Annotated in this window: 29 protein-coding genes and 1 tRNA gene; 16 read left to right on the top strand and 14 right to left on the bottom strand. The window is 59.6% G+C overall.

Annotated elements, in window-relative coordinates; genetic code table 11:
- Window positions 1-88: 88 nt before the first annotated feature.
- From ACR65W_RS04510 to ACR65W_RS04540, 7 genes are all read left to right on the top strand, one after another.
- A complete protein-coding gene (locus tag ACR65W_RS04510; protein ID WP_434499740.1) occupies window positions 89-1,087 on the top strand; it encodes a radical SAM protein in 999 nt (332 codons plus the stop codon).
- Window positions 1,084-2,511 (top strand): dihydrolipoyl dehydrogenase family protein, encoded by a 1,428-nt coding sequence (locus tag ACR65W_RS04515; protein WP_434499741.1) that lies wholly within the window; start codon window positions 1,084-1,086, stop codon window positions 2,509-2,511. The genes ACR65W_RS04510 and ACR65W_RS04515 overlap by 4 nt, the downstream gene beginning before the upstream one ends.
- A complete protein-coding gene (locus ACR65W_RS04520; RefSeq protein ID WP_434499742.1) occupies window positions 2,508-3,203 on the top strand; it encodes a TVP38/TMEM64 family protein in 696 nt (231 codons plus the stop codon). The genes ACR65W_RS04515 and ACR65W_RS04520 overlap by 4 nt, the downstream gene beginning before the upstream one ends.
- A gap of 32 nt (window positions 3,204-3,235) precedes the next feature.
- A complete protein-coding gene (locus tag ACR65W_RS04525) occupies window positions 3,236-3,811 on the top strand; it encodes a carboxymuconolactone decarboxylase family protein (protein WP_434499743.1) in 576 nt (191 codons plus the stop codon).
- A gap of 660 nt (window positions 3,812-4,471) precedes the next feature.
- A complete protein-coding gene (locus ACR65W_RS04530; protein ID WP_434499744.1) occupies window positions 4,472-5,155 on the top strand; it encodes an outer membrane protein in 684 nt (227 codons plus the stop codon).
- Window positions 5,156-5,322: 167 nt separating this feature from the next.
- Window positions 5,323-6,180 carry a DUF547 domain-containing protein gene (locus tag ACR65W_RS04535; protein ID WP_434499745.1) on the top strand — a complete coding sequence of 286 codons (858 nt, stop codon included), beginning with the start codon at window positions 5,323-5,325 and terminating at the stop codon, window positions 6,178-6,180.
- 175 nt (window positions 6,181-6,355) lie between these two features.
- Window positions 6,356-6,964 carry a DUF3047 domain-containing protein gene (locus ACR65W_RS04540; RefSeq protein WP_434499746.1) on the top strand — a complete coding sequence of 203 codons (609 nt, stop codon included), beginning with the start codon at window positions 6,356-6,358 and terminating at the stop codon, window positions 6,962-6,964.
- On the opposite strand, the gene ACR65W_RS04545 is transcribed toward ACR65W_RS04540, so the two are convergent.
- The 3 genes from ACR65W_RS04545 to ACR65W_RS04555 all read right to left on the bottom strand — a co-directional run bounded on the left by ACR65W_RS04545 (window position 6,897) and on the right by ACR65W_RS04555 (window position 8,079).
- Entirely contained in the window at window positions 6,897-7,187 is a 291-nt protein-coding gene (locus ACR65W_RS04545; RefSeq protein ID WP_434499747.1) for an SRPBCC family protein, read from the bottom strand. The two genes, ACR65W_RS04540 and ACR65W_RS04545, sit on opposite strands and share 68 nt — an antisense overlap.
- Before the next feature lie 84 nt (window positions 7,188-7,271).
- Window positions 7,272-7,847: a carboxymuconolactone decarboxylase family protein gene (locus ACR65W_RS04550; RefSeq protein ID WP_434499748.1), complete on the bottom strand. Its 576-nt coding sequence runs from the start codon at window positions 7,845-7,847 to the stop codon at window positions 7,272-7,274.
- A gap of 16 nt (window positions 7,848-7,863) precedes the next feature.
- Window positions 7,864-8,079, bottom strand: coding sequence for a tautomerase family protein (locus tag ACR65W_RS04555; protein ID WP_434499749.1), 216 nt, complete (start codon window positions 8,077-8,079; stop codon window positions 7,864-7,866).
- A 42-nt stretch (window positions 8,080-8,121) separates the two neighbouring features.
- Here ACR65W_RS04555 and ACR65W_RS04560 point away from each other — a divergent pair, with 42 nt between their 5' ends.
- The 8 genes from ACR65W_RS04560 to ACR65W_RS04595 are packed head-to-tail and all read left to right on the top strand — an operon-like array spanning window position 8,122 to window position 14,418.
- On the top strand, window positions 8,122-8,589 hold the full coding sequence (locus ACR65W_RS04560) for a winged helix-turn-helix transcriptional regulator (RefSeq protein WP_434499750.1): 468 nt from the start codon (window positions 8,122-8,124) through the stop codon (window positions 8,587-8,589).
- Between the two features lie 37 nt (window positions 8,590-8,626).
- Window positions 8,627-9,211, top strand: a complete 585-nt coding sequence (locus tag ACR65W_RS04565) for a sigma-70 family RNA polymerase sigma factor (protein ID WP_434499751.1) — start codon at window positions 8,627-8,629, stop codon at window positions 9,209-9,211.
- Window positions 9,208-9,894 carry an NrsF family protein gene (locus tag ACR65W_RS04570; protein ID WP_434499752.1) on the top strand — a complete coding sequence of 229 codons (687 nt, stop codon included), beginning with the start codon at window positions 9,208-9,210 and terminating at the stop codon, window positions 9,892-9,894. Before ACR65W_RS04565 ends, ACR65W_RS04570 begins: the two co-directional genes overlap by 4 nt.
- Window positions 9,895-9,939: 45 nt before the next feature.
- A complete protein-coding gene (locus ACR65W_RS04575) occupies window positions 9,940-10,992 on the top strand; it encodes a methyltransferase domain-containing protein (protein ID WP_434499753.1) in 1,053 nt (350 codons plus the stop codon).
- 38 nt (window positions 10,993-11,030) lie between these two features.
- Window positions 11,031-11,843, top strand: coding sequence for a phosphate ABC transporter substrate-binding protein (locus ACR65W_RS04580; RefSeq protein WP_434499754.1), 813 nt, complete (start codon window positions 11,031-11,033; stop codon window positions 11,841-11,843).
- Window positions 11,800-12,678 (top strand): phosphate ABC transporter permease subunit PstC, encoded by an 879-nt coding sequence (gene pstC, locus ACR65W_RS04585; protein ID WP_434499755.1) that lies wholly within the window; start codon window positions 11,800-11,802, stop codon window positions 12,676-12,678. Before ACR65W_RS04580 ends, pstC begins: the two co-directional genes overlap by 44 nt.
- Window positions 12,671-13,558: a phosphate ABC transporter permease PstA gene (pstA, locus tag ACR65W_RS04590; RefSeq protein WP_434499756.1), complete on the top strand. Its 888-nt coding sequence runs from the start codon at window positions 12,671-12,673 to the stop codon at window positions 13,556-13,558. Before pstC ends, pstA begins: the two co-directional genes overlap by 8 nt.
- A complete protein-coding gene (locus ACR65W_RS04595; RefSeq protein ID WP_434499757.1) occupies window positions 13,555-14,418 on the top strand; it encodes a phosphate ABC transporter ATP-binding protein in 864 nt (287 codons plus the stop codon). The genes pstA and ACR65W_RS04595 overlap by 4 nt, the downstream gene beginning before the upstream one ends.
- Before the next feature lie 31 nt (window positions 14,419-14,449).
- On the opposite strand, the gene ACR65W_RS04600 is transcribed toward ACR65W_RS04595, so the two are convergent.
- Genes ACR65W_RS04600 through ACR65W_RS04610 form a run of 3 tightly spaced genes read right to left on the bottom strand, consistent with a single transcriptional unit; the run spans window position 14,450 to window position 17,144 of the window.
- Window positions 14,450-15,157 carry a glycosyltransferase family 2 protein gene (locus ACR65W_RS04600; protein ID WP_434499758.1) on the bottom strand — a complete coding sequence of 236 codons (708 nt, stop codon included), beginning with the start codon at window positions 15,155-15,157 and terminating at the stop codon, window positions 14,450-14,452.
- Entirely contained in the window at window positions 15,154-16,539 is a 1,386-nt protein-coding gene (locus tag ACR65W_RS04605) for a hypothetical protein (RefSeq protein WP_434499759.1), read from the bottom strand. Before ACR65W_RS04605 ends, ACR65W_RS04600 begins: the two co-directional genes overlap by 4 nt.
- On the bottom strand, window positions 16,539-17,144 hold the full coding sequence (locus ACR65W_RS04610) for a rhodanese-like domain-containing protein (RefSeq protein WP_434499760.1): 606 nt from the start codon (window positions 17,142-17,144) through the stop codon (window positions 16,539-16,541). The genes ACR65W_RS04605 and ACR65W_RS04610 overlap by 1 nt, the downstream gene beginning before the upstream one ends.
- A gap of 159 nt (window positions 17,145-17,303) precedes the next feature.
- On the opposite strand from ACR65W_RS04610, the gene ACR65W_RS04615 reads away from it, so the two are divergent.
- Window positions 17,304-18,158 (top strand): TIGR04282 family arsenosugar biosynthesis glycosyltransferase, encoded by an 855-nt coding sequence (locus ACR65W_RS04615; RefSeq protein WP_434502361.1) that lies wholly within the window; start codon window positions 17,304-17,306, stop codon window positions 18,156-18,158.
- Here ACR65W_RS04615 and ACR65W_RS04620 read toward each other — a convergent pair.
- The 8 genes from ACR65W_RS04620 to ACR65W_RS04655 form a co-directional block, all read right to left on the bottom strand.
- A complete protein-coding gene (locus tag ACR65W_RS04620) occupies window positions 18,145-18,933 on the bottom strand; it encodes a YiiX/YebB-like N1pC/P60 family cysteine hydrolase (protein WP_434499761.1) in 789 nt (262 codons plus the stop codon). The two genes, ACR65W_RS04615 and ACR65W_RS04620, sit on opposite strands and share 14 nt — an antisense overlap.
- 30 nt (window positions 18,934-18,963) lie before the next feature.
- Window positions 18,964-19,743 carry an HvfC/BufC family peptide modification chaperone gene (locus tag ACR65W_RS04625; RefSeq protein ID WP_434499762.1) on the bottom strand — a complete coding sequence of 260 codons (780 nt, stop codon included), beginning with the start codon at window positions 19,741-19,743 and terminating at the stop codon, window positions 18,964-18,966.
- A complete protein-coding gene (gene bufB, locus ACR65W_RS04630; protein ID WP_434499763.1) occupies window positions 19,740-20,585 on the bottom strand; it encodes an MNIO family bufferin maturase in 846 nt (281 codons plus the stop codon). Before bufB ends, ACR65W_RS04625 begins: the two co-directional genes overlap by 4 nt.
- 75 nt (window positions 20,586-20,660) lie before the next feature.
- Window positions 20,661-20,921 carry a BufA2 family periplasmic bufferin-type metallophore gene (gene bufA2 / locus ACR65W_RS04635; protein ID WP_256032881.1) on the bottom strand — a complete coding sequence of 87 codons (261 nt, stop codon included), beginning with the start codon at window positions 20,919-20,921 and terminating at the stop codon, window positions 20,661-20,663.
- A gap of 150 nt (window positions 20,922-21,071) precedes the next feature.
- Window positions 21,072-21,959: an S-methyl-5'-thioadenosine phosphorylase gene (gene mtnP, locus ACR65W_RS04640; RefSeq protein ID WP_434499764.1), complete on the bottom strand. Its 888-nt coding sequence runs from the start codon at window positions 21,957-21,959 to the stop codon at window positions 21,072-21,074.
- Between the two features lie 771 nt (window positions 21,960-22,730).
- On the bottom strand, window positions 22,731-24,038 hold the full coding sequence (locus ACR65W_RS04645; RefSeq protein WP_434499765.1) for a tyrosine-type recombinase/integrase: 1,308 nt from the start codon (window positions 24,036-24,038) through the stop codon (window positions 22,731-22,733).
- Between the two features lie 200 nt (window positions 24,039-24,238).
- Window positions 24,239-24,314, bottom strand: a tRNA-Phe gene (locus ACR65W_RS04650).
- 116 nt (window positions 24,315-24,430) lie between these two features.
- Window positions 24,431-24,601, bottom strand: coding sequence for a hypothetical protein (locus tag ACR65W_RS04655; RefSeq protein ID WP_434499766.1), 171 nt, complete (start codon window positions 24,599-24,601; stop codon window positions 24,431-24,433).
- Window positions 24,602-25,439: the final 838 nt, after the last annotated feature.

Consider the following 25,439-nt stretch of genomic DNA (forward strand, 5'->3'; position numbering starts at 1 on the left):
TAGCTGCGGCGCGACATATCCGCCGCAGCGGTGAAACCTTTTGTAGCGCAGATTCGAATTGCTTAACTGAACATCAAGGAACCGTCGTATGAGAGTCCCTTCGGTCAGTGTCTTGAATGGGGAAGGCGTTCGCGCAGACATTTCCCCGGCTGCGGCCCAATTCGCTGATCCAGACGTCACGGCCAAGGGTGAGCGCCGCGCGTCGGTTCCCTTTCACCGTCTTGAAACCTTGTGGTTCAACACGGGGACGCTTTGCAATCTCGCCTGCGACGGGTGCTATATCGAATCCTCGCCGCGCAACGACCGCCTTTCCTATCTGACGCGCGCTGAGGCGGCGGCCTTCCTGATGGAAGCGGCGGGGCTCTTTGGTGGACCGTTAGAAATCGGATTCACCGGCGGCGAGCCCTTCATGAACCCCGATACGCCGGGAATGCTCGAAGATTGCCTCACCGCGGGCCATCGGGTTGTTGTCCTCACGAATGGGATGAAACCGATGCAGCACGCGAAGGCGAAGCTGCTCGATCTCTCAGCCAGATTCGCTGGCAGGCTGACGATACGCGTATCGCTCGACCATTACGAAGCGGCCGGCCACGAAAAAATTCGCGGACCCAACAGCTGGACACCAGCCATCGACGGCCTGCGCTGGCTCGCGTCGAATAATTTCGATCTGACCATCGCTACGCGTCTCGTATGGGACGAGACCGAAGCCGAGACGCGACGCGGATTTCGCGCGCTGTTCGACAGGCTGGGGCTGCGCCTCGACGCAGACGATGCCGCTCGATTGGTCCTCTTCCCGGAAATGGACGCGCGCGAAGATGTGCCTGAGATCAGCGAAGGCTGCTGGAGCATATTGGGCCGCTCCCCCATGGACATGATGTGCGCGACTTCGCGGATGGTGATCAAGCGCAAGGGAGCGGAGCGGCCTGTCGTTGTGTCATGCACGCTTTTGCCGGACGCGCATGGTTTCGAGTTGGGGACGACGCTCGCGGAGTCATTTCGCTCGGTCAGTCTCAATCATGTCTTCTGCTCGCGTTTCTGCGTTCTTGGCGGCGCTTCGTGCAGCGCGAAGGGAGAAAATGGGTCGTGAGCGAACAAATCACGTGCGACATTTGCATTATCGGCGCCGGCTCCGCCGGTCTCTCTGTCGCCGCGGGCGCGGCGCAGATGGGCGCCCAGACGATTCTTATCGAGGCAAATCGCATGGGCGGAGATTGCCTGAATACAGGCTGCGTGCCGTCGAAATCGCTGCTCGCGGCCGCCAAGGCCGCGAACGCGGTTTCGCGAGCGACGCGCTTCGGCGTTCATGGCGGCGAGCCTCGCGTAGATTTCGCGGCTGTCAACGCCTATGTGCACGACGTGATTGCATCGATCGCGCCGCACGACTCGGTTGAGCGCTTTGTTGGGTTAGGCTGTACGGTAATACAGGCGCGCGCCCGGTTTATAGATGAACGAACGATCGAAGCCGGCGGAAAAACAGTCCGCGCGCGGCGCTTCGTTATCGCGACCGGAAGCCGCGCCGCGATCCCAGAGATCCCCGGAATTGACGAGGTTCCTTATTTCACGAACGAGTCGATCTTCGAGAATTCGGTCCTACCGAACCATTTGCTCATCGTTGGCGCCGGGCCGATCGGCTGTGAAATGGCGCAGGCGCATCGGCGCCTCGGCGCGAAAGTCACCTTGCTCGATATTGGTCCCATCTTGCCCAAGGATGATCCGGACGCGGTCGCCGTAGTGCGCGAGATGCTCGCCGAAGAGGGCGTCGACATACTGGAAAACGCAACAATCGCACGGGTAGAGAACGGACATCGCGGCGTCGCGCTCGTGATTGAGACGGAGGCTGGAGAGAAACGCCTCGATGGCTCGCATCTGCTTCTTGCCGCGGGCCGCAAGCCAAATATCGAAAATCTTGGCTTAGAGGCGGCCGGCGTGCGCTACTCCGCCAAGGGCGTCGAGGTTGATGCGCGCCTGCGCACGACGAACAAACGGATTTTCGCGGCCGGAGATGTGATTGGCGGACTTCAATTCACGCATATGGCGAACTATCATGCCGGCATCATCATTCGTAATGCGCTTTTCCGGTTGCCCGCGAAAAGCAAGCCATCGCCCTTTCCATGGGTCACTTATACCGACCCCGAACTCGCGCAGGTCGGTCTCAACGAAGAACAGGCGCGGGACCACTATGGCGACGGCGCGCAAGTGCTGCGCGCCGAATTTCGAGACAACGACCGCGCGCGCGCCGAGGGGACGACTCGCGGCTTTCTCAAAGTCCTTACGACCAAGCGCGGGCGGGTGCTCGGCGCGACGATGGTCGGCCAAAAGGCCGGCGAATTGATCGCGCCCTGGACGTTAGCGATCTCTCAAGGCCTGAAAATCGGCGCCATCGCCAATCTCATCGCTCCCTATCCGACGCTAAGCGAAATCTCCAAGCGGGCCGCTGGGAGCTACTACACGCCGACGCTCTTTTCTCCGCGCACGCGCAAACTCGTACGCTTTCTGGGACTTTTCGGATGAACCTTAAACGCGTCGCCCCTCTCTTTGTTCTGATGGCGCTCGTCGCGGCCGCCTTTGCGTTCCGGCTCGATCGCTACCTGACGCTCGAAGCTCTGAAAGACCATCGCGCACTACTCCTCGTCTTTGTCGAGTCTCACGCGTTTTTGGCGGCGATCGGCTTTGTTCTTGCCTATGCCGCCGTTGTCGCGCTTTCCCTGCCCGGCGCGACAATCATGACGCTGGCCGGCGGCTTCCTGTTTGGCGTGCCGCTTGGCGCGACGCTGACCGTCATTGGCGCGACGGTGGGGGCGACGCTCCTGTTTGTTATCGCGCGTTCGGCGTTTGGCGACTTGCTGCGTCAACGCGCTGGGCCTTTTCTCGCCCGCATGGCCGAGGGCTTTCGCAAGGACGCCTTCAGCTATCTGCTCTTCCTGCGCCTTGTTCCGGCCTTCCCGTTCTGGGCCGTCAATCTGGTCCCGGCGCTCCTCGATATGCGCCTTGCTCCCTATGTTGCAGCGACCGCTCTCGGGATCATCCCGGGGACTACGGTCTACACTGCCTTTGGCGCAAGCCTGGGGCAGGTATTCGACGCCGGAGACGATGTGCGGCTGAAAGACGTGTTCAGCCCGACCCTGATCGCCGCCCTTGTTGGGCTCGGTCTTTTGTCGCTACTGCCGGTCGCCTTGCGCCGATTGCGCAAAGCGCCGTCTTGAGCCTCATCTCTCTCACTGATGGAAATCCGCAAATGTCCGTTGTGCCGGCGAAAGAGATAACCGACTATCCGTGGTTCATTCGCCTTTTCTTCTGGAAGCAACGGCGAACCTACGGCCGCGTGCTCGATCCCGGCCTGCTGTGGGGTCGCTCACCTTGGGTTTTCGCGGCCGTCGCATTACTTTATGGCGCACTGGATCGGCGGTCGTCCCCGCTCTCGCCTGCGCTACGATCTCTGGTGACGGTGCGAGTCTCGCAAATCAATCATTGCGCGTTTTGCGTCGACATCAATTCGGCGACGCTGGCGAAGCGCGGCGTCCCAATGCAGAAAATCGAGGCGCTCCCCGCATGGCGGGCGAGCGCGCTCTTCACCGTGGACGAAAGGCTCGCTCTTGAATACGCCGAAGCAATGACGATCACTGAGCCGGGCGTAAGCGACGACTTGCGAGCGAAACTAAAACTGAGATGGCCCGACGACGCCATCGTAGAATTGACCGGTCTAATCGCGTTTCAGAACCTTTCATCGAAATTCAACGCGGCGCTCGATGTCCCGCCTCAGGGCTTTTGCGTCGCGCCGGCGCGACCGAGCGCGAGCTCGCTTTCCTTATAGTCCAGTCCGTCGCTCGACGGCCATGAGTCACTGCGCGCGCCATTATCACAATGCGAGCGACGAAGGCTCGCACGCGCCCAATTCCGTGACGGGATTGCTGAACACTAAATGTTTGCCGATCGGCACGCATCGCAATTGCGACGCTTCCACGGCGTTTGTAACTTTCAGACAGTTCGTTCGAAGAGTCCATTGTCGAATGCGGCCAACGCTTCGAGGCGCGAGATCTAAACGCCTGTTTCGCCGCGCAAGACAGGAGGACGCTCATGAACGCCATCACGGCTGCACTTTCGATCTACGCCGCAGCTGCTGTCGTCATCCTTGTCGTCACGCTCATCGCCGTCGGTTGAGCGCCATCGTAGCGCATGGTCGAGGGCGTTTGATCCTTTCTCGACGAGAGCGGCAGCAATGCGTCTCTCACTCAGGCGCTTCACGTTTTTGTTTTTTCACTTCAAGACGCGCGTCGGAGCAATTGTACGACACGTTTCATTTGTCGTTCTCGCATCGATGAATTTGTCCACATGTAACTTTCCTCACCGCCGCGCGAACTGGGAAACATGGAGAGCGTTCGCCGCTAACGTCACTTCGTGACCGGCGTGCAAATGCAGTCGATGCAATAAGGCCGCGAGCTCCAGATCAAAACCAGTATGAAGGAACGGCAAGATGAAGCAGCGAATCTCGGCTTTGGCTCTCGCCACAGTTCTCGCCACAGGCTCGGCCAATGCGGCCGATCTTCCTTCCCGAAAAGCGTCTCTCGCATACATTCCGCCGCCGGCGTTCTCCTGGACGGGTCCTTATGTCGGCCTCAATGCGGGCTATGGCTTCGGCCAGCGTTCAGACTTCAACGGTTTCGTCGGCGGCGGTCAGGTCGGGTTCAATTATCAGCTGACGCCATTGTTGGTCGCCGGTCTCGAAACTGACTTTCAGGGCGCCGACATTTCTACGCGAAACGGCGGCTTTAATGTCAGCATCTTTGGCGTGCGGCCGACGAAGGTCGAGTGGTTTGGCACGGTTCGCGGTCGCGCTGGCATTGCGCTGTTTAATTCGCGATTGCTCGTCTATGGCGGCGGTGGATTCGCATATGGGCGAGTGAAGCAGGCGGGGCTCTTCAACGAATACGGGGACACGCAGACAGGCTGGACAGCGGGCGGCGGCGGCGAATGGGCCCCGGCCGCCTTTCCCAGATGGTCGGCGAAAGTCGAATATCTCTACACCAGTCTGAGCAACAACGGCGGAAACGCATTTTTTGCCGGCAATCGCGAGGAAACGCGATTTCACACCGTCCGCGCGGGCGTGAATTATCACTTCAATCTGTTTGCGCCCGCGCCGATCCTGGCGAGATTCTAGTCGAGCAAGCCGTCAAGCAAGTGCGATCCCGGCGCTCGCCGCCGGGCCGACGATGTGATGTCCGCGATACCCCGCGCACATCGCGAGGTACGTCGACTCCTGGATGCATGAACCAAAAGGAGCCGCCAAAGTCGACAGCGGAAATTGCTGCCCAGAAGGAGCCACGAATGCGAAGAACTGCTGAAGTGATTGGCGCAATGTTTTGGGGGGGTGTGCGCGTGGCGTCACTTCTCGCGCTTATATCTTACGCGGCCGCGGCGACAGCCGAGCCCGCGGATCTCTTCCGCGAAGCTGCAAATGTTCCTTCCGTGGTTGTCGATCACTCGGCGTGGGACCGTCTGTTGCAAACCTATGTGCATCCGGGCGATGACGGACTGAACCGGGTGGACTATGGGAGCTTTCAAGCGAATGGCCACGCGGAGTTAAAGCAGTATCTTGAAAGCCTGCGCGCCGTCGACCCGCGAACGCTCAGCCGTTCGGAGCAATTCGCCTTCCTCGCTAATCTTTACAATGCAAAGACGATCGACATCGTGCTGGATCACTATCCTGTCTCGTCGATCAAAAACGTCTCGCTCGGCGGCGGGCTCTTTGCGGCGTTCACCGGCGGCCCCTGGAAGGCCAAAGTGCTGACATTGCAGGGCGTCGAATTCAGCCTCGACGACATCGAGCACGGCGTGCTGCGGCCGCTGTTCAAGGATCCGCGAGCGCATTATTCCGTAAATTGCGCATCTGTCGGCTGTCCCAATCTACAGATGCACGCCTTCACCGGCGCCCACCTCAACGCGCAACTCGACGCGGCGGCGAAAGCCTATGTCAACAACCCGCGAGGAACGAATTTCTCCGGTGGCCGGCTCGTGGTTTCGTCGATTTACGAATGGTTCAAGTCGGACTTCGGCGGCGATGATGTGGGAGTGCTGAAGCATCTCCGCAAATATGCGACTCCGTCTCTCAGGTTAAAACTCGACTCTGTAAGATCGATCAGCAGTCATCAGTACGATTGGACGCTCAACGATGTCGTGCGGTGAAGCGGCGCTCCGCTATTCCAGCAGGACGCGCGTCGGCACGCAAATTTTTCATGAGCGACATGTCGCTGGTCGTCAGCCATGACTGGTTCATGGAATATTGGCTCGTCATAAGACGGGGAGCGATACGAAATTGACAATAGCGAAGCTCGGCGCAGGAGCTATTTCGATATTCTGGATGACGTGGACGGCCTTGTCCGTCGCGCGGGCGGAAAGTCTACTGCTGGATCCTGCAAGAGCGCTGACTAGCGCGAAGCGGATCGACTTCGTTGGCCGAAACGATTTCAGCATCGAGGAGAGCGCGCAGGGCGCCATGCTACGTAGCATCCCTCATAAATCCGCATCCGGTCTCTATCAACCAGTTGAACGAGACGGCGCTGAGCTGACGCGCGTTCGGTGGCGATGGCGCGTCGACCAACTCCAGGCCACGGCAGATTTGCGCAAGCTCGCAACCGAAGATTTCGGCGCAATGATCATGTTTGTTTTCGGCAAGCCGTCGTTTCTCAATCGCGACGTTCCGACGTTGGGCTATGTTTGGACGGCGACGCCTATGCGCAACGGATCGATCATCCGCTCCCACCGACACCAAAGCCTCGCCTATATCCAACTCCGCGGAAGCGCCGACATCGGTCTTGTGCGCGTCGAAGAGCGTGACGTCGCGGCAGACTATAGAAACGTGTTCGGCAAGGAGCCAGGAGAGTTGAAATTCATCGCCGTGTTCAACGACAATGATCAGACGAATGAGCCCGCATCCGCCCTGTTCGGGCCGATTGTGAACGGACGCTAGCAGTCACTGAGAGCTGAATCTCTGATTGCTCTAATTTCGCAGCTGAGGGCTCTATCAGGCGGCGCAATTTGCACGCTAAGTTGGTTGCCCCCGGGGTGAGCGCGCCGGAAATTGAACGAATAAAGGGATTCCACGACGACATAGTTGGGAAGTCGGTGAGGATCCGCCAAATCCTGGTCGGTGGCGCTTCGACAGTGATTTGTGTTTCAATCGAGATCTTCATTGTCGTTTCCTCGAAACCGGCGTGTCCCGTCCATGACGGAACACTCGACGAGACACGCCGAGGCGAACATCAATCGCCTAACGTCTACGCCATCTCCCACATGCGCGTGGCGAAGACCTCGTCTACCGGCGTGTGAAAGACGTGGTTCGCATAATTGCTGATCGTCTTGACGCTGATGGCGAGGATGATTCCGAGAATATTTCTCTCGCTGTATCCCGCGGAAAAAAACGCCTGTGCGTCGGCTTCGTTTGGACGCCCTCGCTTTTCGAGCATGATCCGCGTGAACTCAGCGAGCGCCCGCAGCTTGGCGTCGGGAATTGGCCGGCCGTCGCGGACGGCGTCCGTCACATTGGGCGGAACCTTCGACATCTTGTCGGCGACGAAGCTGTGCGCCGCCATGCAGTAGTGGCACCCGTTCCAGCGGCTGATGACGAGAAAGATCATCTCTTGCTCGATGGGAGTGAATCCGCATTCCTGACGAAAGGCCGCATAGCTGGAGGAATAGGCTTCATATAGCGCCGGCTCATTGGCCATCGCGCCATACATTTTTGGCGTGAACCCCATTTGTCTCTTAGCGGATTCGAGCAAGCTCCGGGCTTTTCCCGTCGCCGTCTCGATCGTGAGGAAGGGGAGGTCTTTAATTCGATAGGCGTTGCTCATTGCGTTCACTCTCCGATTAACGATTCGCCAGACGACGAAGATCGGCGTCCGTCATGGGCCGACCGCCAACTCCCCAGGCGCCGGGAGCCACGTCCTCGATGATGACCCAGGTCACATCCCTCAGGCCCTCGCCTTCCACCGCCAGTACGGCCTCCGTCACCCCCGAGATGAGGTCCTTCTTCTGATCAGGCGTCAGATAGCCGCTGATTCCCTTGATGTTCACGAGTGGCATGCCGCTGCTCCTTTGGCTTAGCGTGAATGGAGCAATATCCACATGTATTTGCAAACTTCACAAGTAGGCACTAATATTAGCTATAGTGTCTTTTTTGATACCTTTGGAGCGCGCATGAGGAAACAGCGACATCAGACCTACACATGCTGCCCGCTCGAAGCCGCCCTGGACGTGATGGGAAGCAAATGGAAGGCGACGATTCTGTTTCGCCTTCTCGACGGCACAAGGCGTTTCAATGAACTTCGCCGACTTATGCCGAATGTTACGCAGAGAATGCTGACCCTTCAGCTACGTGAGCTCGAAGCCGACGGCATGATCCTGCGCAAAGTTTTCGCCGAGGTGCCGCCCAAGGTTGAATACTCCCTGTCGGATCTCGGCAGGACATTGGAGCCATTGCTGCGGGAGCTCTATCAATGGGGCCAAACGCACATACAGCGAAAACAGCCTGAGGCCAGTCCGGAGCCCGCCTCAAGCTCGACTGAAAAGAAAATCCTGCGCTCAAGCACTTGAGCAGCGCTCTTCTTTCTGCGCCGAGGGTCAAAACGGCATGTCTACCCCCCGAGACGACCGCGCGAGGTTGGAGCGCGAGGAACGCTGGCGGCAACTGATGCGCGCCGCTCAAGACGGCGACAACGCCGCCTATGCTGCGCTTCTCTCTGAAATTCTTCCCGTCCTTCGCAGATTCGTCGCTTACAGATGGCCAAGCGCGCCGGACGTGGAAGACATCGTCCAGGAGGTTTTGCTGTCGGTCCATACCGTGAGGCACACCTACGACCCGGCTCGCCCTTTCATGCCCTGGCTGATGACGATCGCGATGCGCCGGACGATCGACGCCGCGCGTCGCCGGACAGCTCGATCCGCGAATGAAACAACGGTCGACATCATGCCCGAAACCTTTTCGGGAGACGACGCGAAGAACGAACAGCAGATCAGCGATGATCAAGAGGCGATACGGCGCGCCCTGGCGCAATTGCCAGACGGACAACGCCAGGCGGTGGAGCTGATGAAAGTGCAAGGTCTGTCGCTCCTGGAGGCTTCCGCCGTGACTGGCAAGAGCGTGGCGTCGTTGAAGGTCAGCGTGCATCGCGGGCTCAAGACGATGCGTGAAGTGTTGAAAAGAGAGACGCAATGAATTCGGAAGAACTAATTCGTCGCCTCGCCGCAAGCGCCAAGCCCGTCCGCCGTCTGCCGCACCCCATATGGCGCGCAATGATGTGGTTTGTGCTTTCTCTCGCCTATGCAGCGGGCTTGGTGTTCGTCATAGGGTTGCGCGCGGATTTCTCAGTTCGAATCGCGGAACCGCGCTTCTTGATCGAGCTTTCGGCCGCCATTCTGACGTCGATGATGGCGGCTGCTGCCGCGTTTTGCTCGACTTGCCCCGGCCGGCCGCTGTGGGAGCGCCTGGCGCCTTTCCCGTTTTTACTCGTCTGGCTAGCGTCTCTTGGCGAAGGCTGCTGGCGCGATTGGACGCTGCATGGATTTCAGGGTCTCGCCATTCAGCAGGAATTTAGCTGCTTCTGGAAAATCGTTGCGACGAGCGCGGCGCCGCTAGTCCTGATCCTGGTTATGGTTCGCCGGGGCGCGCCAATTGCGCCCTACCTGACGACCGGGCTCGCGACGCTCGCGGCGGCGTCGCTGGTCGCGGCCGGCATGCTCCTGTTCCATCAGCAAGAATCGAGCGTCATGGCGCTTGTCTGGCAGTTCGGCTCGGTCCTTGTCCTCTCAGGACTTGCTGCGCTCTTCGGTCGGCATGTCCTGTATTGGCGAACCGTCGATATGCGTTCGCTCGACAATCAAACGACACCTCACTGCTAACGGGATTACGCCGAAAGGGTGACGGTCGGCTAAAAAGGCGCGCTCATGAACATTCAGGTCGTTAAGGATTATTACGGCAAGATCCTTCAGGGATCGCAGGACCTCAAAACCAAAGCGTGTTGCACGCCGGACAATATGCCAGAGCGCGTGAAAACGCTGCTGGCCAATGTTCATGATGAGGTTCTCGCGAAATATTATGGCTGCGGGCTCGTCGTTCCGGAGCTTTTGCAGGGGCGCCGCGTCCTGGACCTTGGTTGCGGATCGGGTCGCGACGTTTATGCGCTTGCCCAACTCGTCGGACCGTCGGGCGAGGTCGTTGGCGTCGATATGACGCCGGAGCAGCTTACGGTCGCTGAGGCGCATGCCGACTGGCATATGTCGAAATTCGGCTTCGATCGGCTGAACGTGCGATTTCTCAGAGGATATATCGAGGCGCTCAATACGCTCGGACTGGAGCCGGGCAGCTTCGACGTCGTCGTATCCAATTGCGTCGTCAATCTGTCGATCGACAAGCCGGCGGTCCTCGAGGGCGTCTTCGACCTGCTCAAGCCTGGGGGCGAATTTTATTTCGCCGACGTCTATGCCGACCGGCGGCTTGATGAGGCGGTGCGCGGGGATCCCGTTCTGTATGGCGAATGCCTCGGCGGAGCGCTCTATTGGGGAGATTTCCTCGCCCTGGCAAGGTCCGCGGGCTTTGGCGATCCGCGTCTGGTGACAAGCCGGCCACTTGAGATCACTGACCCGGGAGTCGAAGAAAAAATTGGCGTGGCGCGCTTCTATTCGGCGACATATCGCCTGTTTAAGATCGATGCGCTCGAACCCGCCTGCGAGGATTATGGTCAGGCGGTGATTTACAAAGGCGGCGTTCCGGAAGCGCCGCATGTGTTCTCGCTCGACAGCCATCACGCGATGGAAAAGGGGCGGATTTTCCCGGTCTGCGGCAATAGCTGGCGGATGCTGAAGGAAAGCCGCTTCGCGCCGCATTTCGAGTTTATCGGCGATTTCTCCCATCATTACGGCGTGTTTCCCGGCTGTGGGACAAACATCCCCTTCTCCCTCGACCCCAGTCGCGGCGGCGAATTCGGCGACTGCTGCTGATGTCGGTCTCTTGGTTTCGCGGAAAGGACCGACGTGCGTTGGCGTCTATTGGCCGCGTTTGCGCGGTCTATATCGCTTTTTTCTCGTCGTCTCTCGGGCATGCGGCCGACAACCGGCTCGTGCTGACTGGCTCGAGTACCGTGGCGCCGCTCGCGGCGGAGATCGGCAAGCGGTTCGAGGAGCAAAACCCCAGCATCCGCGTCGACGTGCAATCGGGCGGTTCCTCTCGCGGCGTCGCCGACGCCCGCTCAGGCCTCGCGGACCTCGGCATGGCGTCGCGCGCGCCGAACGCCAACGAGACGGACCTACAATTCTTTACGATCGCGCGCGACGGCGTCGGGATCATCGTGAATATGAATAATTCGGTCCGGTTTCTGACGGACGAGCAGATTGTCGCGATCTATACGGGAAAAATCACCGATTGGAGCAAAGCTGGCGGCGCAGCCGGACGGATTACGGTCGTCAACAAGGCTGAAGGCCGATCGACCCTCGAACTGTTCCTCCACTATTTCAAGCTGAAGGGCGGCGACGTGAAAGCGCATGTCATTATCGGCGAGAATCAGCAAGCCATAAAGACGGTCGCCGGCAATCGTGGCGCCATCGGCTATGTGTCGATCGGTTCGGCGGAATATGAGGCGGATCACGGCGCTCACATCAGGCTCTTGCCGATGAGTGGCGTGGCAGCGTCTGTTGAGAATGTTCGAAGCGGATCCTTTCCGCTCGCCCGCCCGCTCAATCTTGTTAGCAAGGGAGAGCCCGGAGCGGTTGCGCGACGTTTCATCGATTTCGCTCGATCGAGGAGCGTTCATGACATTGTCGAATCGCAGTTCTTCGTCCCGGTCGCGCCGTGATACGCGACTTGTCGCGGCGGTGGCGACGGCCGCACTCGGCTCGTCCGCCATATTCGTATTGATCGTCGGCTTTCTTCTGAAGGAATCGTGGCCGGCGCTATCCACGATTGGTCCTGCGCGATTTCTCTTCGACCCGGCGTGGCGCCCGACCGAGGGCCTCTTCGGCCTCGCCCCGATGCTGTCGGCGTCGCTTGCGGCTTCGGTCGGCGCGGTTATCCTCGCGACGCCGCTCGGAGTCGCCTCGGCGATTTTCTGCCGCCATTACGCGCCGCCCCCAATCGGATGGATTCATCGCTGGTCGATGGCTCTGTTGTCTGGCGTCCCATCTGTCGTCATCGGACTTTGGGGGTTGACCGCCATCGTCCCGCTAATCGGCCGCTTCGAGCCGCCCGGCGCCAGCCTGCTCGCCGGGATTCTGATCCTGACAGTGATGATTACGCCGACCATCGCTTTGATGAGCGGGGCGGCGCTGGATTCCCTCCCCGATGCATATGAGCAGGGCGCTGTGGCGCTGGGATTGTCGCGCGAGGCGACGCTGGCGCATGTGCTGCTTCCCGCCGCGCGCGGCGGCGTCGCCGCCGGCATTCTGCTTGCCGCGGCGCGCGCGCTTGGCGAGACGATGGCGATCGTCATGGTCAGCGGCAATGTCGTGCAGGCGCCGTTGAGCCTGTTCGACCCAGTGCGGATGCTAACAGCCAATATTGCGCTGGAGATGGCTTACGCGACCGGCAGCCACCGCGCCTCGCTGTTCGTTTCCGGACTGATCCTCACAGCTCTTGTCATCGCACTGGCGGCGGCAGCCTGGCGCCTTTCGGGGGACCGCTGTCATGGATGAGGTTGCAAGGCCCCAGGCGGCGTCGACAATGCTGCCGACGTCCTCCCTGCGTGACGCGCTGTACGGCTTCGGCATTTGCATCGCCGCCTTGCTTGTCGCCGCGATATTTTTCTGGCTGCTCGCCGATCTGGCGCGGCAGGGTCTGGGCCGCCTCGACTGGGCCTTTCTCACCACTCCGCCGCGCAATGCGGGGCGCGATGGCGGTCTCGCGCCCATCCTCGTCTCGACATCTCTGATTATCTTAGTAGCGATGTCGGTCGCGGCGCCGCTCGGCGTCGCCACGGCGATTTTCCTTTCGGAATTCACGCCTGCAGGCGGACGCTTGGCGCGCTGGATGAGTCTCAGTCTGGACGTCCTCGCGGGTACGCCGTCCATCGTATTCGGTCTCTTTGGCGGCGCATTCTTTTGCGTCTTTCTGGGCCTCGGTTTTTCGATTCTCTCGGGCGGCATGACCCTCGCGTGCATGGCGCTTCCTATCCTGATCCGTACGATCGAATCAGGACTGCGGTCTTCGCCGATCGAGTGGCGCCTCGGCGCCGCCGCTCTTGATCTCTCACGCGCGACCCTTCTCTGGCATGTCCTGCTGCCCGCCGCCGCGCCGTCGCTCGCCGCCGGCCTGAGCCTTGGAATTGGCCGGGCGGTGGCGGAAACGGCGGCGCTCATTTTCACAAGTGGCTATGTCGATCGTATGCCGTCATCTCTCTTCGACTCCGGCCGAGCGCTTTCCGTCCATATCTATGATCTCACGATGAATGTCAGCGGCGGCGACGCCAACGCCTATGCCTCGGCGCTCGTTCTGATCGCCTTCCTGATCACCGCGAACAGTCTCGCATTTTGGTTCTCCAACAGAATATTCGGCCGAAGGATGGCCCGCGCATGATCGCGTACATTGCAGACACAGACGCAACAGCCGGCTCCGGCCGCGCCGCCTATACCCTCGGCCCGCTGGCGGCCGGGCCTGCCTGCTGTGAGCCGAGGCCACAGATTAGCGTCGAGAATCTGACGCTGACGTATGATGGACGCGCGGCCCTCAAGGAGGTGAGCCTCGATATTTTCCGCGGTTGCGTCACAGCGCTGATTGGTCCGTCAGGCTGCGGAAAGACGAGTTTCCTGTCGAGCCTCAACCGGCTGAGCGATCTCATTCCGGGATGCGAAGTCGAAGGGCGAATTCTTTTCGATGGCCAGAATATTCATGATCAGCTCACCAATGTCCGGGCGCTGCGGCGTCGCGTCGGAATGATCTTCCAACGGCCCAATCCATTTCCGCTCTCCATCCGACGCAATCTTGAGATGCCGCTGAAGGAGCATGGCGTTCGGCGCCGCGCCGATCTCGATGCGGCCGTGTGGCGGTCGCTCGTCGACGTTGGCCTTTGGGAGGAGGTCAGAGATCGGCTCGACGCTCCCGCGCTCGCGCTGTCCGGCGGACAACAACAGCGTCTGTGTATCGCCCGCGCCCTCGCGCTGCAGCCGGACGTCCTGCTGATGGACGAGCCGTGCAGCGCGCTTGATCCCGTTTCCTCGACAATCGTCGAAGATCTGATCGCGAGTCTGCGAGGCAGCTACACGATTGTCATCGCCACTCACAATCTGGCCCAGGCGCGCCGCATCGCCAATTATGCCGGCTTCTTCTGGGTGAAGGATCGCGCCGGCGTGCTGATCGAATTTGATCATTGCCAGCGAATTTTTGAGTCGCCACGCCATGAACTGACGGCGGCTTATGTTGGCGGGCGAAGCGGTTGAGGCGTGCGCTACGGAAGGCCGAGCGAAGCCGTCAGCCTTGCCGAAGGGCCTCCCGGCCGATGACGTAGAGGATCTTGACGCCGGCGCCGATGACGCCCCTAAGCGTGCCCGAAATCTTTGACGCCCCGATGCGTCTTCGATAGCGAACCGGCACTTCGAGCGTGCGCAAGCCATGTTTCGCTGCGCGCGCCTGCATCTCCACCGTCCAACCGTAATTCTCGTCGGTCAGCGCCAGTCGGCTGAGGGCGTCGCGCCTTATGGCGCGGAAGGGTCCGAGATCCGTATAACGCGCGCCCCAGATCCACCGCATCAGCAGGCAGGCAAGCCAATTTCCAAATAATTGCTGCGGCGTCAGTGCGCCCGCTTCCCGTTTTCCCAGCGTTCGTGATCCAAGGACAAGATCGGCAGCGCCATCGGCGATAGGCGCGACGAGCGCCAACATGTCGGCCGGATCGTCGCTTGCATCGCCGTCCATGAAAACGATCACATCCATGGATGGCATGACCGAGAGCGCGGTCAGACATGCGCGTCCATAGCCGTGGCGTGGCTCCGTGACGACGACCGCACCCAGATCTCTCGCAATCTTGCCCGAACCATCACTCGACTGGCCATCGGCGACGACAACGATCTTCACCCAATCGGGAATCGCAGACAACACCACCGGCAAAGCGGCGGCTTCGTTCTTCACTGGAATGACGACCCCGATGGAAAGATCGCCCGGCGCAACGGCGTTGTTCATGCGCGGCTCGCGCAGTGCGTCTTCTGGTCATGAATTCGGCGCCATAGAAGCCAAGCCCAGACCGGCGCCGCGTGCAAAATTGCGACCCCGTTTTGAAACAGCGCGCGCTCGCCCATGGCCGCCATCGGAAAGAACAGATAATATGCAGGAAGCGTCACGGAAGCCAGAAGCAGCGGCCAGCACTGTACCGCGGCTGCGAGCGGTAGGAACCACAGCGCATACCAGGGGAATTGCGCCGGGGACAGATAGAAAACGGTTGCGGCGACGATGAGCGCACGGCCGAGAAGGTCACGCAAATCCTCGATCGGACGCATAGCGATGATGACGGCGACGGCCGCGGCGGAGACGCCAGAAAGATAACGCAAGGTTTTTGCCGTCCAGCGAGAATCGTCGCCACTGACGCAGTCGAACAGCCTGCACAGCCATGTAAAGGGCGCATTGTTGTTTTGCCAGTGCGCTGCATAAGCCGCGAGACCTGAGCGATCCGTGAAGGAAGCGGCGAATAGCGGCGCCAGCAGAATTGCCGCGGCAATCCCGAAGACAAAAATGGCGATGACTGGATAGCGCCGCCCATCGAGATGCGCGCGCGCGATGAGAGGCGCGAGAAGTATGGGCCATATTTTGACGCCGACCGCCAGCGCGAGCAACGCCGAGCACGCAATGGACCTCATGCGATAGGCGGCGAACATCGCGCCGAGAACCAGCGGGCCAAGCAGAAGATCGACATGAACAGTCGCGGCGCCCGCAAAAACAACGAGAGGATTGCACCAGTAAAGCGCCGCCAGCATGCGCGGTCGGTTTAGTTCGTCCAGAAGCCGGAACATGATGCCGAGCGTCGCAACGTCGGCGATCGCAAAAATGAGCCGAAGGCCGTCGACGCTCCAGGGGGCGACAATGTGCGCCGCGCCAAAGGCAAGTTGCGCAGCGCCAGGATAGATCGAGGTATATTCCGGGAAATTGATGCGTTTGAGCGTCGAGCGCCCGATCTCGGCCAGCTGGTCGAAGGGCGGCGTCCCGCTCTGACCTGTCGCCGCTTGTGCCGGCGATAGCGCGTAGGGGCTGCGACCCGAGGCGACGGAAGCTCCGTCCCAAAGATAGCGGTAAAAGTCGTCTTCGAGCGGCGGCGCCGTCGCGAACCAGACGAGCCTCATGGCGAGGCCAAGTCCAACCATCGGCCACAAAGGCGACGCACGACTCAGCCTCGCGGATATCGCGCGTATACTACGCATATAAACGAGCCCGACCGCCGCCGACGCCGACAGAAGGCCGACGAGCGGCGCGACGTCGGCGAAATCCCTCACCTCCGCATGAGTTAGCCCAGGGCTCAGGACGACGAGCGCAATCTGGCTCGCCGCCAGCAGAGCGCCTACCCAAATGCTCATCAACCGCGCGCCTTCATGGCGCGCTGAAGCAATCCGCCCCATGACTCGTCGTACGGGTCTATTCGATTGACGGACCCGATCAAATCGACGACAGGCCGCCCTTCGCTGAACCAGCGGAAAATCCCTCCTCGGAGATTGTAAAGCGCGAGGGATCCATGCGCTGCGGCCGCCTGCGCGATGCGCTCCACCAGGATTGAGCTGCGCACGCCAACGGAGCAATAAAAGATCGCGACGCGCCCGCGCAGCTCCGCTGCATGTTCGGCGAGGAAACGATCTGCCGATTCGGCGGGATCAACATGGAGCGCGCCCGGCAAGTGTCCCGCGTCGAATTCGCGACTCTCGCGAACATCAAATAGAACGGCGTCCCCTGACGCGATTAGTCGAGATGCTTCAGCGCTTACGATGTTGCGAACATTGTACTTTGCTGCAACGGCGCGCTCCACGTCCGCCAAAGCGACGTTCTTCAATGCAGGATTTGGGATCGATACAGGGCGAAGTTCAACAAAGGTGACGCCGCTGACTATTCCGACAAGCGTAAGAGCCCGGAGGAAATTAGAGGATTTCCATAGCCGCCCCCTACGTTGGATTGCCTGCTTTGACGCCATTCATCCTTATCCGGTTGGACAGTCGAGAGCTAGTTCGAGCCGCTAAGCGAAAAGTTACATTCACCATGGCGATAGCCGACGAAATAACAGGCGCAGAGCCCCGTAACTTCGGGATGCTCCAATGCGAATAGCCTCGCATAACCGAGCGAAGGAGCTGAAATGCCTCAGGCGATCCCGCCGATATGGTCCCTGCCCCAAGCTGAGGTGATCGCTGTTGGGCTTATGTGCAAAGCGCCGCGTCCCGGTCACGCGAAAACTCGCCTGGGTCGCACGATCGGCGCGGATTTCGCAGCCTTGCTTTCTGAATGCTTCCTGCGCGACGTTGCGAAAATTATCGAGACCCTCCAATCAAGCCACAACTTGCAGGGCTATGGGCTTTACGCCCCGATCGACGCCGCCGCCGAGATCGCGGCGTTGCTTCCCCGCTCATTTCGTCTCGTTCCGCAACATGGCGATGACTTCTCGTCAATCGTCCATGGCGCAATCGCCAGTCTCCTCGAACGCCATCGCGGCGGCGCGATGCTCATTAACTCTGACAGTCCGACGCTTCCTCCGCAGATTTTAGCGATGGCGTCGGATGCGCTCCGGCGCCATGAAGATTGCATCGTTCTTGGTCCGGCATTCGATGGCGGATATTACTTGATCGGACTCAAGCATGCTCACTGGGAGCTGTTTCGAGACATTCCCTGGAGCACGAATGAGGTCGCGCGAATGACGCGCGACCGCGCGCGGGAATTGGATATCCCTACCGTCGAGCTTCCGATGTGGTACGATGTCGATGACGCAGCCGACTTTTCGCGCCTGCTCGAGGAAATCGCAGGCGTGCCGCCAAGCTTCGGAAGTTCTGGAGCTGGTGCGAATGGGCATTCTGGTGAGCTGCACGCAGCTCCAGCGCTCGCGACCCGCGCCATGATCAAGAAGTGGAGCCAGAATCGAGAACCTTATTTGGAATCAGATCGTGGGTCGAAGCGCGCACGCGAAATTGGCCCACACACTAACATCAGGGATGCTTGAAAACGGCGTTGCGCGCAGGCGACGCGGCATCGTCCCAGCGCAATGAGCGGAAGTCGAATTCACCATCAATGAGAGGTTTGACGATCTGAAAATAGGGAGAAACATCGAAGTCCCTCGGCGTGAACAGCCCGTGGTGGCGAATGGTGAAGATCTCTTCAATGCATCCCGGGCAATCAGGCGCGCTCATATCCCGAGCATTCACGATCGGCAGAATCGGATAGCGGATCGACTGGAACGCTTGCGCAATCAACGTGGAGCAAATAGCGCGAGTCGGATCGCCGCTGCCCAAGGCGATCATGCGACGACGGAACCGCTGCGGAATCGGCGGGTTCGGCAACAGATAACGTGCAAGATCGATGATGTTGCGAAGATCATAGTGATTGCCCAAACGCTCGATGACATAGGACGTCACCTTGCGGCGTTCGGTTTCGTCGAGCCCTAGTGGCCGGCAAATACGTGTCTGGACATTCTCGAATTCGCTAATCCCGACGGTACGAACGCCGTCCACCAGATCAACTTCAACGAAGCAGTGATCGCTATCAGTCTGCGTGAGGTGCGAGCCGACATAGAGCGCCGCATGCGACCATGGGGACTGTGTCAGATATTTTATTGCTGCGCTGACTCGACTGTTCCCTTCTACGAGCAAAACATCGGCCGGACGCAGGCATGCCAACAGACGCGTCGGGTTCGTTACGGGCCCGGAGCTATGAACATGGGTCGGAGTCGTCAGGAAGCGCGCCAGTCCATCGCCGAACCATCCGAGAATCTTTCTCATCGCGAGCGGCTCTGCGCGAGACATGGCGGATCAGTCATCGAGCGCCAGACAGGATATGATCCCTGCCGCGAACCACTGCGTGAGGAACTCCCCGGCTCGGGCAGCGACGTTCTCGCCGGACCCCTGGAATTGGAGAAGCGAACAGATCTCGGCAAACGACTTTCCCGCCGAAGCTTCAATCAGGGCAAGCCGCTCGTCGGGCGAAACGAGACGATAACACGACTGATGATCGCCGCTACGCCAAAACAGGATGTGTTCTTCTCCTTCCTCGATCAGAATAGACTCGCGCCCATCACGCGCCGCCTCATACAGCGCCGCGGTTCCGACGGCGAGATCCAAGAACTTGGAGCTGGGGTGAAATTTGAAAGAAATCGATGACCAGCCTTCGGGCGAAACAGCTGCAAGCACGTCGATAGAGAGCCGTGGTCCGTCGGCGGCGTCGAACGCATCGGCGAGCGCACGCTCGAAGCGCGCGAGGTCGATCGCTTGTACGTCATTTTCCAAACGCGCATACGTTCTCATGAACTCAGGAAGACGCGCACCGTACCAGCGCGCGTTTCGAACGCGCGACGGCGCCGCTGAAATATACGCCTCGACGAGAGATCCGAAATCCTCGTCCTCAAGATAATTTCGCAGAACCGGGTAGTCGTTCGAGAGAAACTCCGCGAGGCGAAGTCGGTAAGCGTTATGGTAGACGGCAAAGAGCGTTTCCGCATTCGTCTTTTTTGAATTCGCGACGAAACGCGGCGCGATCGCTTCTTCGCTCAATATCCCGGCCTGAAATCTTTCTTGCAGCTCGGCGAGCGTCATGCAGCCGTCTCCTCTCGTGAGTGGACGACGGCGGCGTATATCGACCTTGCACGGTCGAGTTCGGCGACCAGTTCATGGAATGGCGGAAAGTTGTCGTCGCGTTCGATCATCGTCGAGACCTCGCCGAATTGGCGGCAAACCTGTTTGTAAAGCTTCCACACGTCAGCGCAAATTGGCTGATCATGCGTGTCGATCTTATGCGTTCCAGCGTCCGAATGGCCCGCGAGGTGTAGTTGCACCACACGCTCTGCTGGAATTGCATCGACAAATTGGCGCTCATCGAAGCCATGATTGAATGCAGAGACGTAAATATTGTTGACGTCGACAAGCAGCCAGCAGTCGGCGCGCTCCGCCATCTCTCGGACAAAGGTCCATTCGTCCATTTCGGATTCATGGAACGTCACGTAGGTGGACGCGTTCTCGATCGCGATCCTTCGTCCGAGAAAATCCTGCACGCGGCTTATCCGGTCGACAGCGTGTTGCAACGCCTCGAATGTGTACGGAACGGGCAGTAGATCGTGCATGTTCACGCCATGGACGCCCGTCCAGCAGAGATGATCGGAAATCCAACGTGGCTCGATACGATCAGCGAGTTTCTTGAGGGCTTTGAGATAATCGAAATCGAGCGGATCGGTGGACGCCAGAGACATCGACACGCCATGCATGACAATGGGATAGTCGGCTCGAATGCGTTCGAGCATGGCGACCGGCCGTCCTCCCGGAACAAGATAATTTTCCGTGATGATCTCTAGCCAGTCCACATTCGGACGGATTTCGAGCAGGTCCTTATAATAGACCGGCCGCAGCCCGAGACCAAAACCCAATGACAAAGGCTTGCTCATGGCGAATGTCTCAGAATACGTGGGCGGCAATGGAGAAGCGGGCGGACAGCGGGTCCGCCCGATTATGCTGATCCGTTAGCCGACAGTGCCGCCCTGCGCCTCGCAGGCGCCCTTCGATTTTGCAGGAAGCCAGCCCTGGCCTTTGCACGCATTCTGGCCCTTGCAACCGCTACTCGCTGTCTGACAGGCGCCCTGGCCCTTGCAGGCGTTGAGGCCCACGCAATGAACGGATTTCATGCCCTTTTTCGCGGCAGCTGGCGTCGAGGCCGCGCCGCTAAGCGCCAGCGCAATCGCCGCGGCGGCGAGAGTCGAGCCCGAAACGATACTGACCTTCATGTCAATCTCCTTATTGGTTCGCTCAACTGGCGAACAGCGGTGAGGACCCCTCACGAGCCTCACGAAACATGTTTCGCGCGGAGCGCGCCTAAAGTTACAGAGAATGTATCGGTTGGAGCCCGCGCGCAATTAATCGGGCCCGGCTCGTAGCTAGCTAGCGGGCTCTCGGGCTTTCTTCAGGAGACGACCACAAATGGCGTCCAATTTCGATAGGAGGCTTGGATCCCACACCGATGGATCGCTGATAACAACGGAATCCAGGCAGCTGTCGATCGGCGAAGGCGCCCGGGGGTTGCGGAGGCGCTTCGCGAGTTCGACGATCAGACGTTGGGCGCCTCCCGCGTTCGCGCGCATCACCGCCAAAATGCTCGCAACGTCCACCTCGGCGCTGTCTTCGCGCCAACAATCATAATCCGTGATCATGCAAAGATTGGCGTAAGGAAGCTCCGCCTCCCGGGCGAGTCGAGCCTCCGGCATCGCGGTCATGCCAATGACATCGCAAGCCCAGCTTCGATACAGCCGGCTTTCCGCGCGCGTTGAAAACTGCGGTCCTTCCATTGCAAGATAGGTCACGCTCTCGATCAGTCTCAGGCCAACTTGGCGAGCGGCGTCCTTGGCGTAGCTGGACAGACGAGGGCAAACTGGGTCAGCCATGGAGACATGCGCGACGAAGCCTGCGTCAAAAAACGATCTCGCTCTATTTTCCGTTCGATCGACGTACTGACCGACGGTGGCGAACATGCCTGGCGCCAACTCCTCCTGCAGCGACCCCACGGCCGAAACCGACAAGATGTCTGTGCAGCCAGCCCGTTTTAGGGCGTCGATGTTGGCGCGCGAGTTTATGGCGCTGGGCGGAAGACGGTGACCACGCCCATGCCGCGGCAGAAAAACCAAACGAGTCTCTTCTACCACGCCAAAGAGCAATTCATCGGAAGGTTCGCCCCATGGGCTGTCGACCTTGACCCAGCGGCGATCCATCAGGCCTTCGAATTCGTACAGGCCCGATCCACCTATTATTCCCAATGTCCAGTGCGTCAAAATCCTCTCCTCAGTGGGGCGATCCATGATTGCTGTAGCATGACGCCTTCGGGCCGTTCATCAACAATGTAGCGCCAGAGACGCGCGAGTTATGCGTCGAGACACGCCAGGCACGCGCGTTTGGCGCTCCGCGCAACTACCCGCGCCTCGGATGTAACCTCGCGGCGCTACACAGCGAAAATGAATTCGTATCGTGTGAACAGCGTCGAACGGCCGAAGACTCAGATGAGCGATAAGCCGCTCCCCTTTCCAAAAACGATCGATCGCCAGCAGTTTGACTGCCCGACAGTGGACCTGCCGTAACCTATTTGCCTCCTGCATCGAAAGATAAGTCGGCTCCCGAGATCTTCTGCCCCACCGTACCGAGTATCTTGAGAGCTGCTTTCCGGGCGTGGTCGCGGCGAAGGTGAATAAGAAGCGCCTCATCGCGCTCGGGAAGCTTTTCTAGGCATGTGGGCTACGACCGTGCGAGCGCGAGCGCCCTGTTCGCGGTCTCGCTCTCTGAGCTCGCTGAAGCTCAAAAGAATAAAGGTCATGTAGTGCATAGTTCGTTCACCGCTTTTGCTATCGCAACGCCATTGCTAACGGCGCTGCTCCATTTGCTGCTCAGGCGCAAACAGATGCGCCGCCAACTCTACGAACGAACGGTAGCCAGTTTATTGAGCTGCAACCGCGTCTGTAACAGGGTGTCAGCAGCAGGAAGCGATGTCGTTAGAGAAAACATTAACTGCACTCAAGTCTCGAGAGCAGCGAGCGGCTGTCGGCAAGTCGTTAAGGCAAACGATTCATCGCGCCCGCGATTTGCTTGCCGATGGCGTCCACGGCCTGATGAAGTGGGGACGCGACAAGGTGAGCGTAACGCGCGGTGGCGTTCGGTTGCGAATGGCCGAGCAGCGCGCCAATTATGGGGAGGCTGAGACCGTTAGCAGCGCTGATGCTCGCGAAACTGTGGCGCAAATCGTGCAGCCGGATATTTTGGAGCTGCGCAGCCTTGCAAATATGTTCCCACGGTTTCCGTATAGATCGGAGCGGTTCCGATAGCCGCTTGCCTGGAAAAACATGCGGATTGCCTTCGATCCGCTCAACGCGTGCTAAAACCGTCAGCGCCGCTTCTGAAAGATAAACGGTCTTTGCCCCAGTTTTGCTGTCAGGAAGGAGTAGTAAACGTCGTTCGAGATCGACGTTTGACCATTGCAGTTCCAGAATTTCGCCGAGTCGGCATCCCGTGAGCAGCAACAGTCGAATCGCAGCGACGGCATGTGGATTCTGTGAACGCGGCTTCGGATGTTTCTTACAACCGTCGTTGCGACTTTTTTGGGGTTCGCTTGGCGCACCTTGAACGTCGGGCACGAAGCGCCCCTCCTCGGCTGCGGCCAACGCCTTTCCCAGACGGGCGAATTCATCGAACGACAGGTAACGTTCTATCTTGTGTTCCGCAAAGCGCTTGGCCCCGCGGCACGGATTGGAATTCGGAGGACGAAATTTCCAGTCCTCGGCCAGTTCGAACATTTTCGATAAGAGCGCTTGAACACGGTTGGCGACGATTTCGCCACCGCGCACAATGCGCCTGCCCTGAAGTTTCGTCTTCTCGTCCTTCGCGGTCTTACCAGCCGCCACATCCCGCATGACGCGCGCAATGTCTTGGCGCTCGACCTCTGAGACTTTGAGTGAGCCGATCAGCGGGATGATGTGATTGTCGAGGTTTCGTCGATCCTGAGCTAGTCCTGAAGGCTTCTTATGCGGTCGAGCATATTCATCAATATAACGCTGTCCGAGCGCGGCGACGGTCGGCCCGGAGCGATCTCGCGATCGTTCGAGAGCTGGGTTTCCGCCAGAGGCGATTAGACCACGTAGACGGCGTGCCTCGTTGCGCGCCTGCTCGGCTGTAAATTCGACGCCGTGGCGTCCGATGGTGACGCGATGGTCGCGACCAGATCGCCCATATTGCAAGACATAGATGCGGGCCCCCTTAGGGGTGACCTTGCAGCCAAATCCAGGAATCTCAGTGTCCCACAGGAACGTGTCGCGTAGCGCAGGCTCGATTGCGTCGACCGATCGCTTAGTGATTTTGTCGCGCATGCCTCCTCCAATTTTGCTGGAAGGCGTCACTCGAAACGAGAAAAAGGTTAGCGTTCGAGCACCGTTCCAGCAAGGCGTCAGCAAGACGGAGACAGCAAGTCGCAGGATATCGGGGCGCAGAATTGGATACGCATGGGTGCGTCGCGCCTATCGCAACTATATGATTATAGTTGATTATCGCAGCAATTCGTAAAAATGGCTGGTGCCCAGGGGCGGGATCGAACCACCGACACTGCGATTTTCAGTCGCATGCTCTACCAACTGAGCTACCTGGGCTCGCGCGGACGCGATGTGTCGGGCTTATAGAAAGCGCGCAACGACTTGTCCAGACCCGCCAGGGCGGCAAGATGTGTAGCTGTAGCGCGACAAAACGAATGGCCTCCCGCGACAGATCAGATTCGCCGCACCCCTCGTAGCACGGGCTCAGCGCTCACCGGCTCCCACGATGATCCCGGCCGCCCGCTTGCGCCACGGGCGCCGGCGGCGGTGTAGGTCAGTGCCGCCCGCTCGATCCGTCCGCCGGTTTCGCGATAGATGGCGCGCGTCTCTTTGCTGTCGTTCATGGTCAGCACAAAGCGCCCTTTAATGCCCCTTAAAAGCGCCGCCAAAGCCTCGTGATCGGCGCGAGGGAAGGCCGCGCAGTAGTAGCCCTCGGTCTAGGGGCGGATCGACGTAGAACAGGGTGTCCGCCGGACCCAGCCCAGAGATCATGCACAATCAATGGACTTCAAAGTGTTCGGCCGCGTGATATAGTTGACAATCGCTTGTGAGGCGTTTCGAAGAGAGTTAATTGAAGATGCTGGCTCTTGTCGCCGGGCGCACTGCCTTATCTGAATAATTAGGAGGCTTGCATTATGGCTTTCCAGCTCACAATCGAATGTAGCACTCCGGCGCTTGGAGGGGATTCCATCTCGCGCAGCCAGGAGCTCGCCAACATTCTAATCGCCGTCGCCGCGGATTTGTTGGACCAAGGCTTGGCGCCTGGCGAAAGGCTGCCTTTGCATGACCGCAACGGCCACTCAGTCGGAATAGCGCAACTGACTGAACAACCCCATATGCTCGCTTCGAGCGCGCGCCTAAAGCGCGCCTAAAGCAGGACACGGGAGGCGGCGCTGATCGTCTAAGCCAAACAGGCGGCCAAGCGCGGCCCTTGCGCCGTGAGCTTTCGGTGGCCAGACGCTCGCAGCGCGACTAATTCGCCGCAATGGATTGCGCTTCGCCAGACTCGACCCGCCTCCGCTTCATAGTTGCAAACACGCCAAACTATTGCGCATCGATCGTTAGCACTGATGCTTGCGCCGCCTTTCCTGCCGTGGTCCAGGCGCCGCGCGGCGGTTTCGCCGCGTTCGGCTTCATCCCGGCTTGCCCGCGACACGCGCTTCGCCTAGACCGGCGCGGCAG

Origin of the sequence: Methylocystis sp. (assembly GCF_051062815.1) — a bacterium.
Taxonomy (GTDB): domain Bacteria; phylum Pseudomonadota; class Alphaproteobacteria; order Rhizobiales; family Beijerinckiaceae; genus Methylocystis.

Excerpts from the sequence above, each read along its gene's own strand:
- ACR65W_RS04510 (WP_434499740.1), top strand. The coding sequence starts at position 89 with ATGAGAGTCCCTTCGGTCAGTGTCTTGAATGGGGAAGGCGTTCGCGCA.
- ACR65W_RS04520 (WP_434499742.1), top strand. The coding sequence starts at position 2,508 with ATGAACCTTAAACGCGTCGCCCCTCTCTTTGTTCTGATGGCGCTCGTC.
- ACR65W_RS04525 (WP_434499743.1), top strand. The coding sequence starts at position 3,236 with ATGTCCGTTGTGCCGGCGAAAGAGATAACCGACTATCCGTGGTTCATT.
- ACR65W_RS04530 (WP_434499744.1), top strand. The coding sequence starts at position 4,472 with ATGAAGCAGCGAATCTCGGCTTTGGCTCTCGCCACAGTTCTCGCCACA.
- ACR65W_RS04535 (WP_434499745.1), top strand. The coding sequence starts at position 5,323 with ATGCGAAGAACTGCTGAAGTGATTGGCGCAATGTTTTGGGGGGGTGTG.
- ACR65W_RS04540 (WP_434499746.1), top strand. The coding sequence starts at position 6,356 with ATGACGTGGACGGCCTTGTCCGTCGCGCGGGCGGAAAGTCTACTGCTG.
- ACR65W_RS04545 (WP_434499747.1), bottom strand. The coding sequence starts at position 7,187 with ATGAAGATCTCGATTGAAACACAAATCACTGTCGAAGCGCCACCGACC.
- ACR65W_RS04550 (WP_434499748.1), bottom strand. The coding sequence starts at position 7,847 with ATGAGCAACGCCTATCGAATTAAAGACCTCCCCTTCCTCACGATCGAG.
- ACR65W_RS04555 (WP_434499749.1), bottom strand. The coding sequence starts at position 8,079 with ATGCCACTCGTGAACATCAAGGGAATCAGCGGCTATCTGACGCCTGAT.
- ACR65W_RS04560 (WP_434499750.1), top strand. The coding sequence starts at position 8,122 with ATGTATTTGCAAACTTCACAAGTAGGCACTAATATTAGCTATAGTGTC.
- ACR65W_RS04565 (WP_434499751.1), top strand. The coding sequence starts at position 8,627 with ATGTCTACCCCCCGAGACGACCGCGCGAGGTTGGAGCGCGAGGAACGC.
- ACR65W_RS04570 (WP_434499752.1), top strand. The coding sequence starts at position 9,208 with ATGAATTCGGAAGAACTAATTCGTCGCCTCGCCGCAAGCGCCAAGCCC.
- ACR65W_RS04575 (WP_434499753.1), top strand. The coding sequence starts at position 9,940 with ATGAACATTCAGGTCGTTAAGGATTATTACGGCAAGATCCTTCAGGGA.
- pstC (WP_434499755.1), top strand. The coding sequence starts at position 11,800 with ATGACATTGTCGAATCGCAGTTCTTCGTCCCGGTCGCGCCGTGATACG.
- pstA (WP_434499756.1), top strand. The coding sequence starts at position 12,671 with ATGGATGAGGTTGCAAGGCCCCAGGCGGCGTCGACAATGCTGCCGACG.
- ACR65W_RS04595 (WP_434499757.1), top strand. The coding sequence starts at position 13,555 with ATGATCGCGTACATTGCAGACACAGACGCAACAGCCGGCTCCGGCCGC.
- ACR65W_RS04600 (WP_434499758.1), bottom strand. The coding sequence starts at position 15,157 with ATGAACAACGCCGTTGCGCCGGGCGATCTTTCCATCGGGGTCGTCATT.
- ACR65W_RS04605 (WP_434499759.1), bottom strand. The coding sequence starts at position 16,539 with ATGAGCATTTGGGTAGGCGCTCTGCTGGCGGCGAGCCAGATTGCGCTC.
- ACR65W_RS04610 (WP_434499760.1), bottom strand. The coding sequence starts at position 17,144 with ATGGCGTCAAAGCAGGCAATCCAACGTAGGGGGCGGCTATGGAAATCC.
- ACR65W_RS04615 (WP_434502361.1), top strand. The coding sequence starts at position 17,304 with ATGCCTCAGGCGATCCCGCCGATATGGTCCCTGCCCCAAGCTGAGGTG.
- ACR65W_RS04620 (WP_434499761.1), bottom strand. The coding sequence starts at position 18,933 with ATGAGAAAGATTCTCGGATGGTTCGGCGATGGACTGGCGCGCTTCCTG.
- ACR65W_RS04625 (WP_434499762.1), bottom strand. The coding sequence starts at position 19,743 with ATGACGCTCGCCGAGCTGCAAGAAAGATTTCAGGCCGGGATATTGAGC.
- bufB (WP_434499763.1), bottom strand. The coding sequence starts at position 20,585 with ATGAGCAAGCCTTTGTCATTGGGTTTTGGTCTCGGGCTGCGGCCGGTC.
- bufA2 (WP_256032881.1), bottom strand. The coding sequence starts at position 20,921 with ATGAAGGTCAGTATCGTTTCGGGCTCGACTCTCGCCGCCGCGGCGATT.
- ACR65W_RS04645 (WP_434499765.1), bottom strand. The coding sequence starts at position 24,038 with ATGCGCGACAAAATCACTAAGCGATCGGTCGACGCAATCGAGCCTGCG.
- ACR65W_RS04655 (WP_434499766.1), bottom strand. The coding sequence starts at position 24,601 with ATGAACGACAGCAAAGAGACGCGCGCCATCTATCGCGAAACCGGCGGA.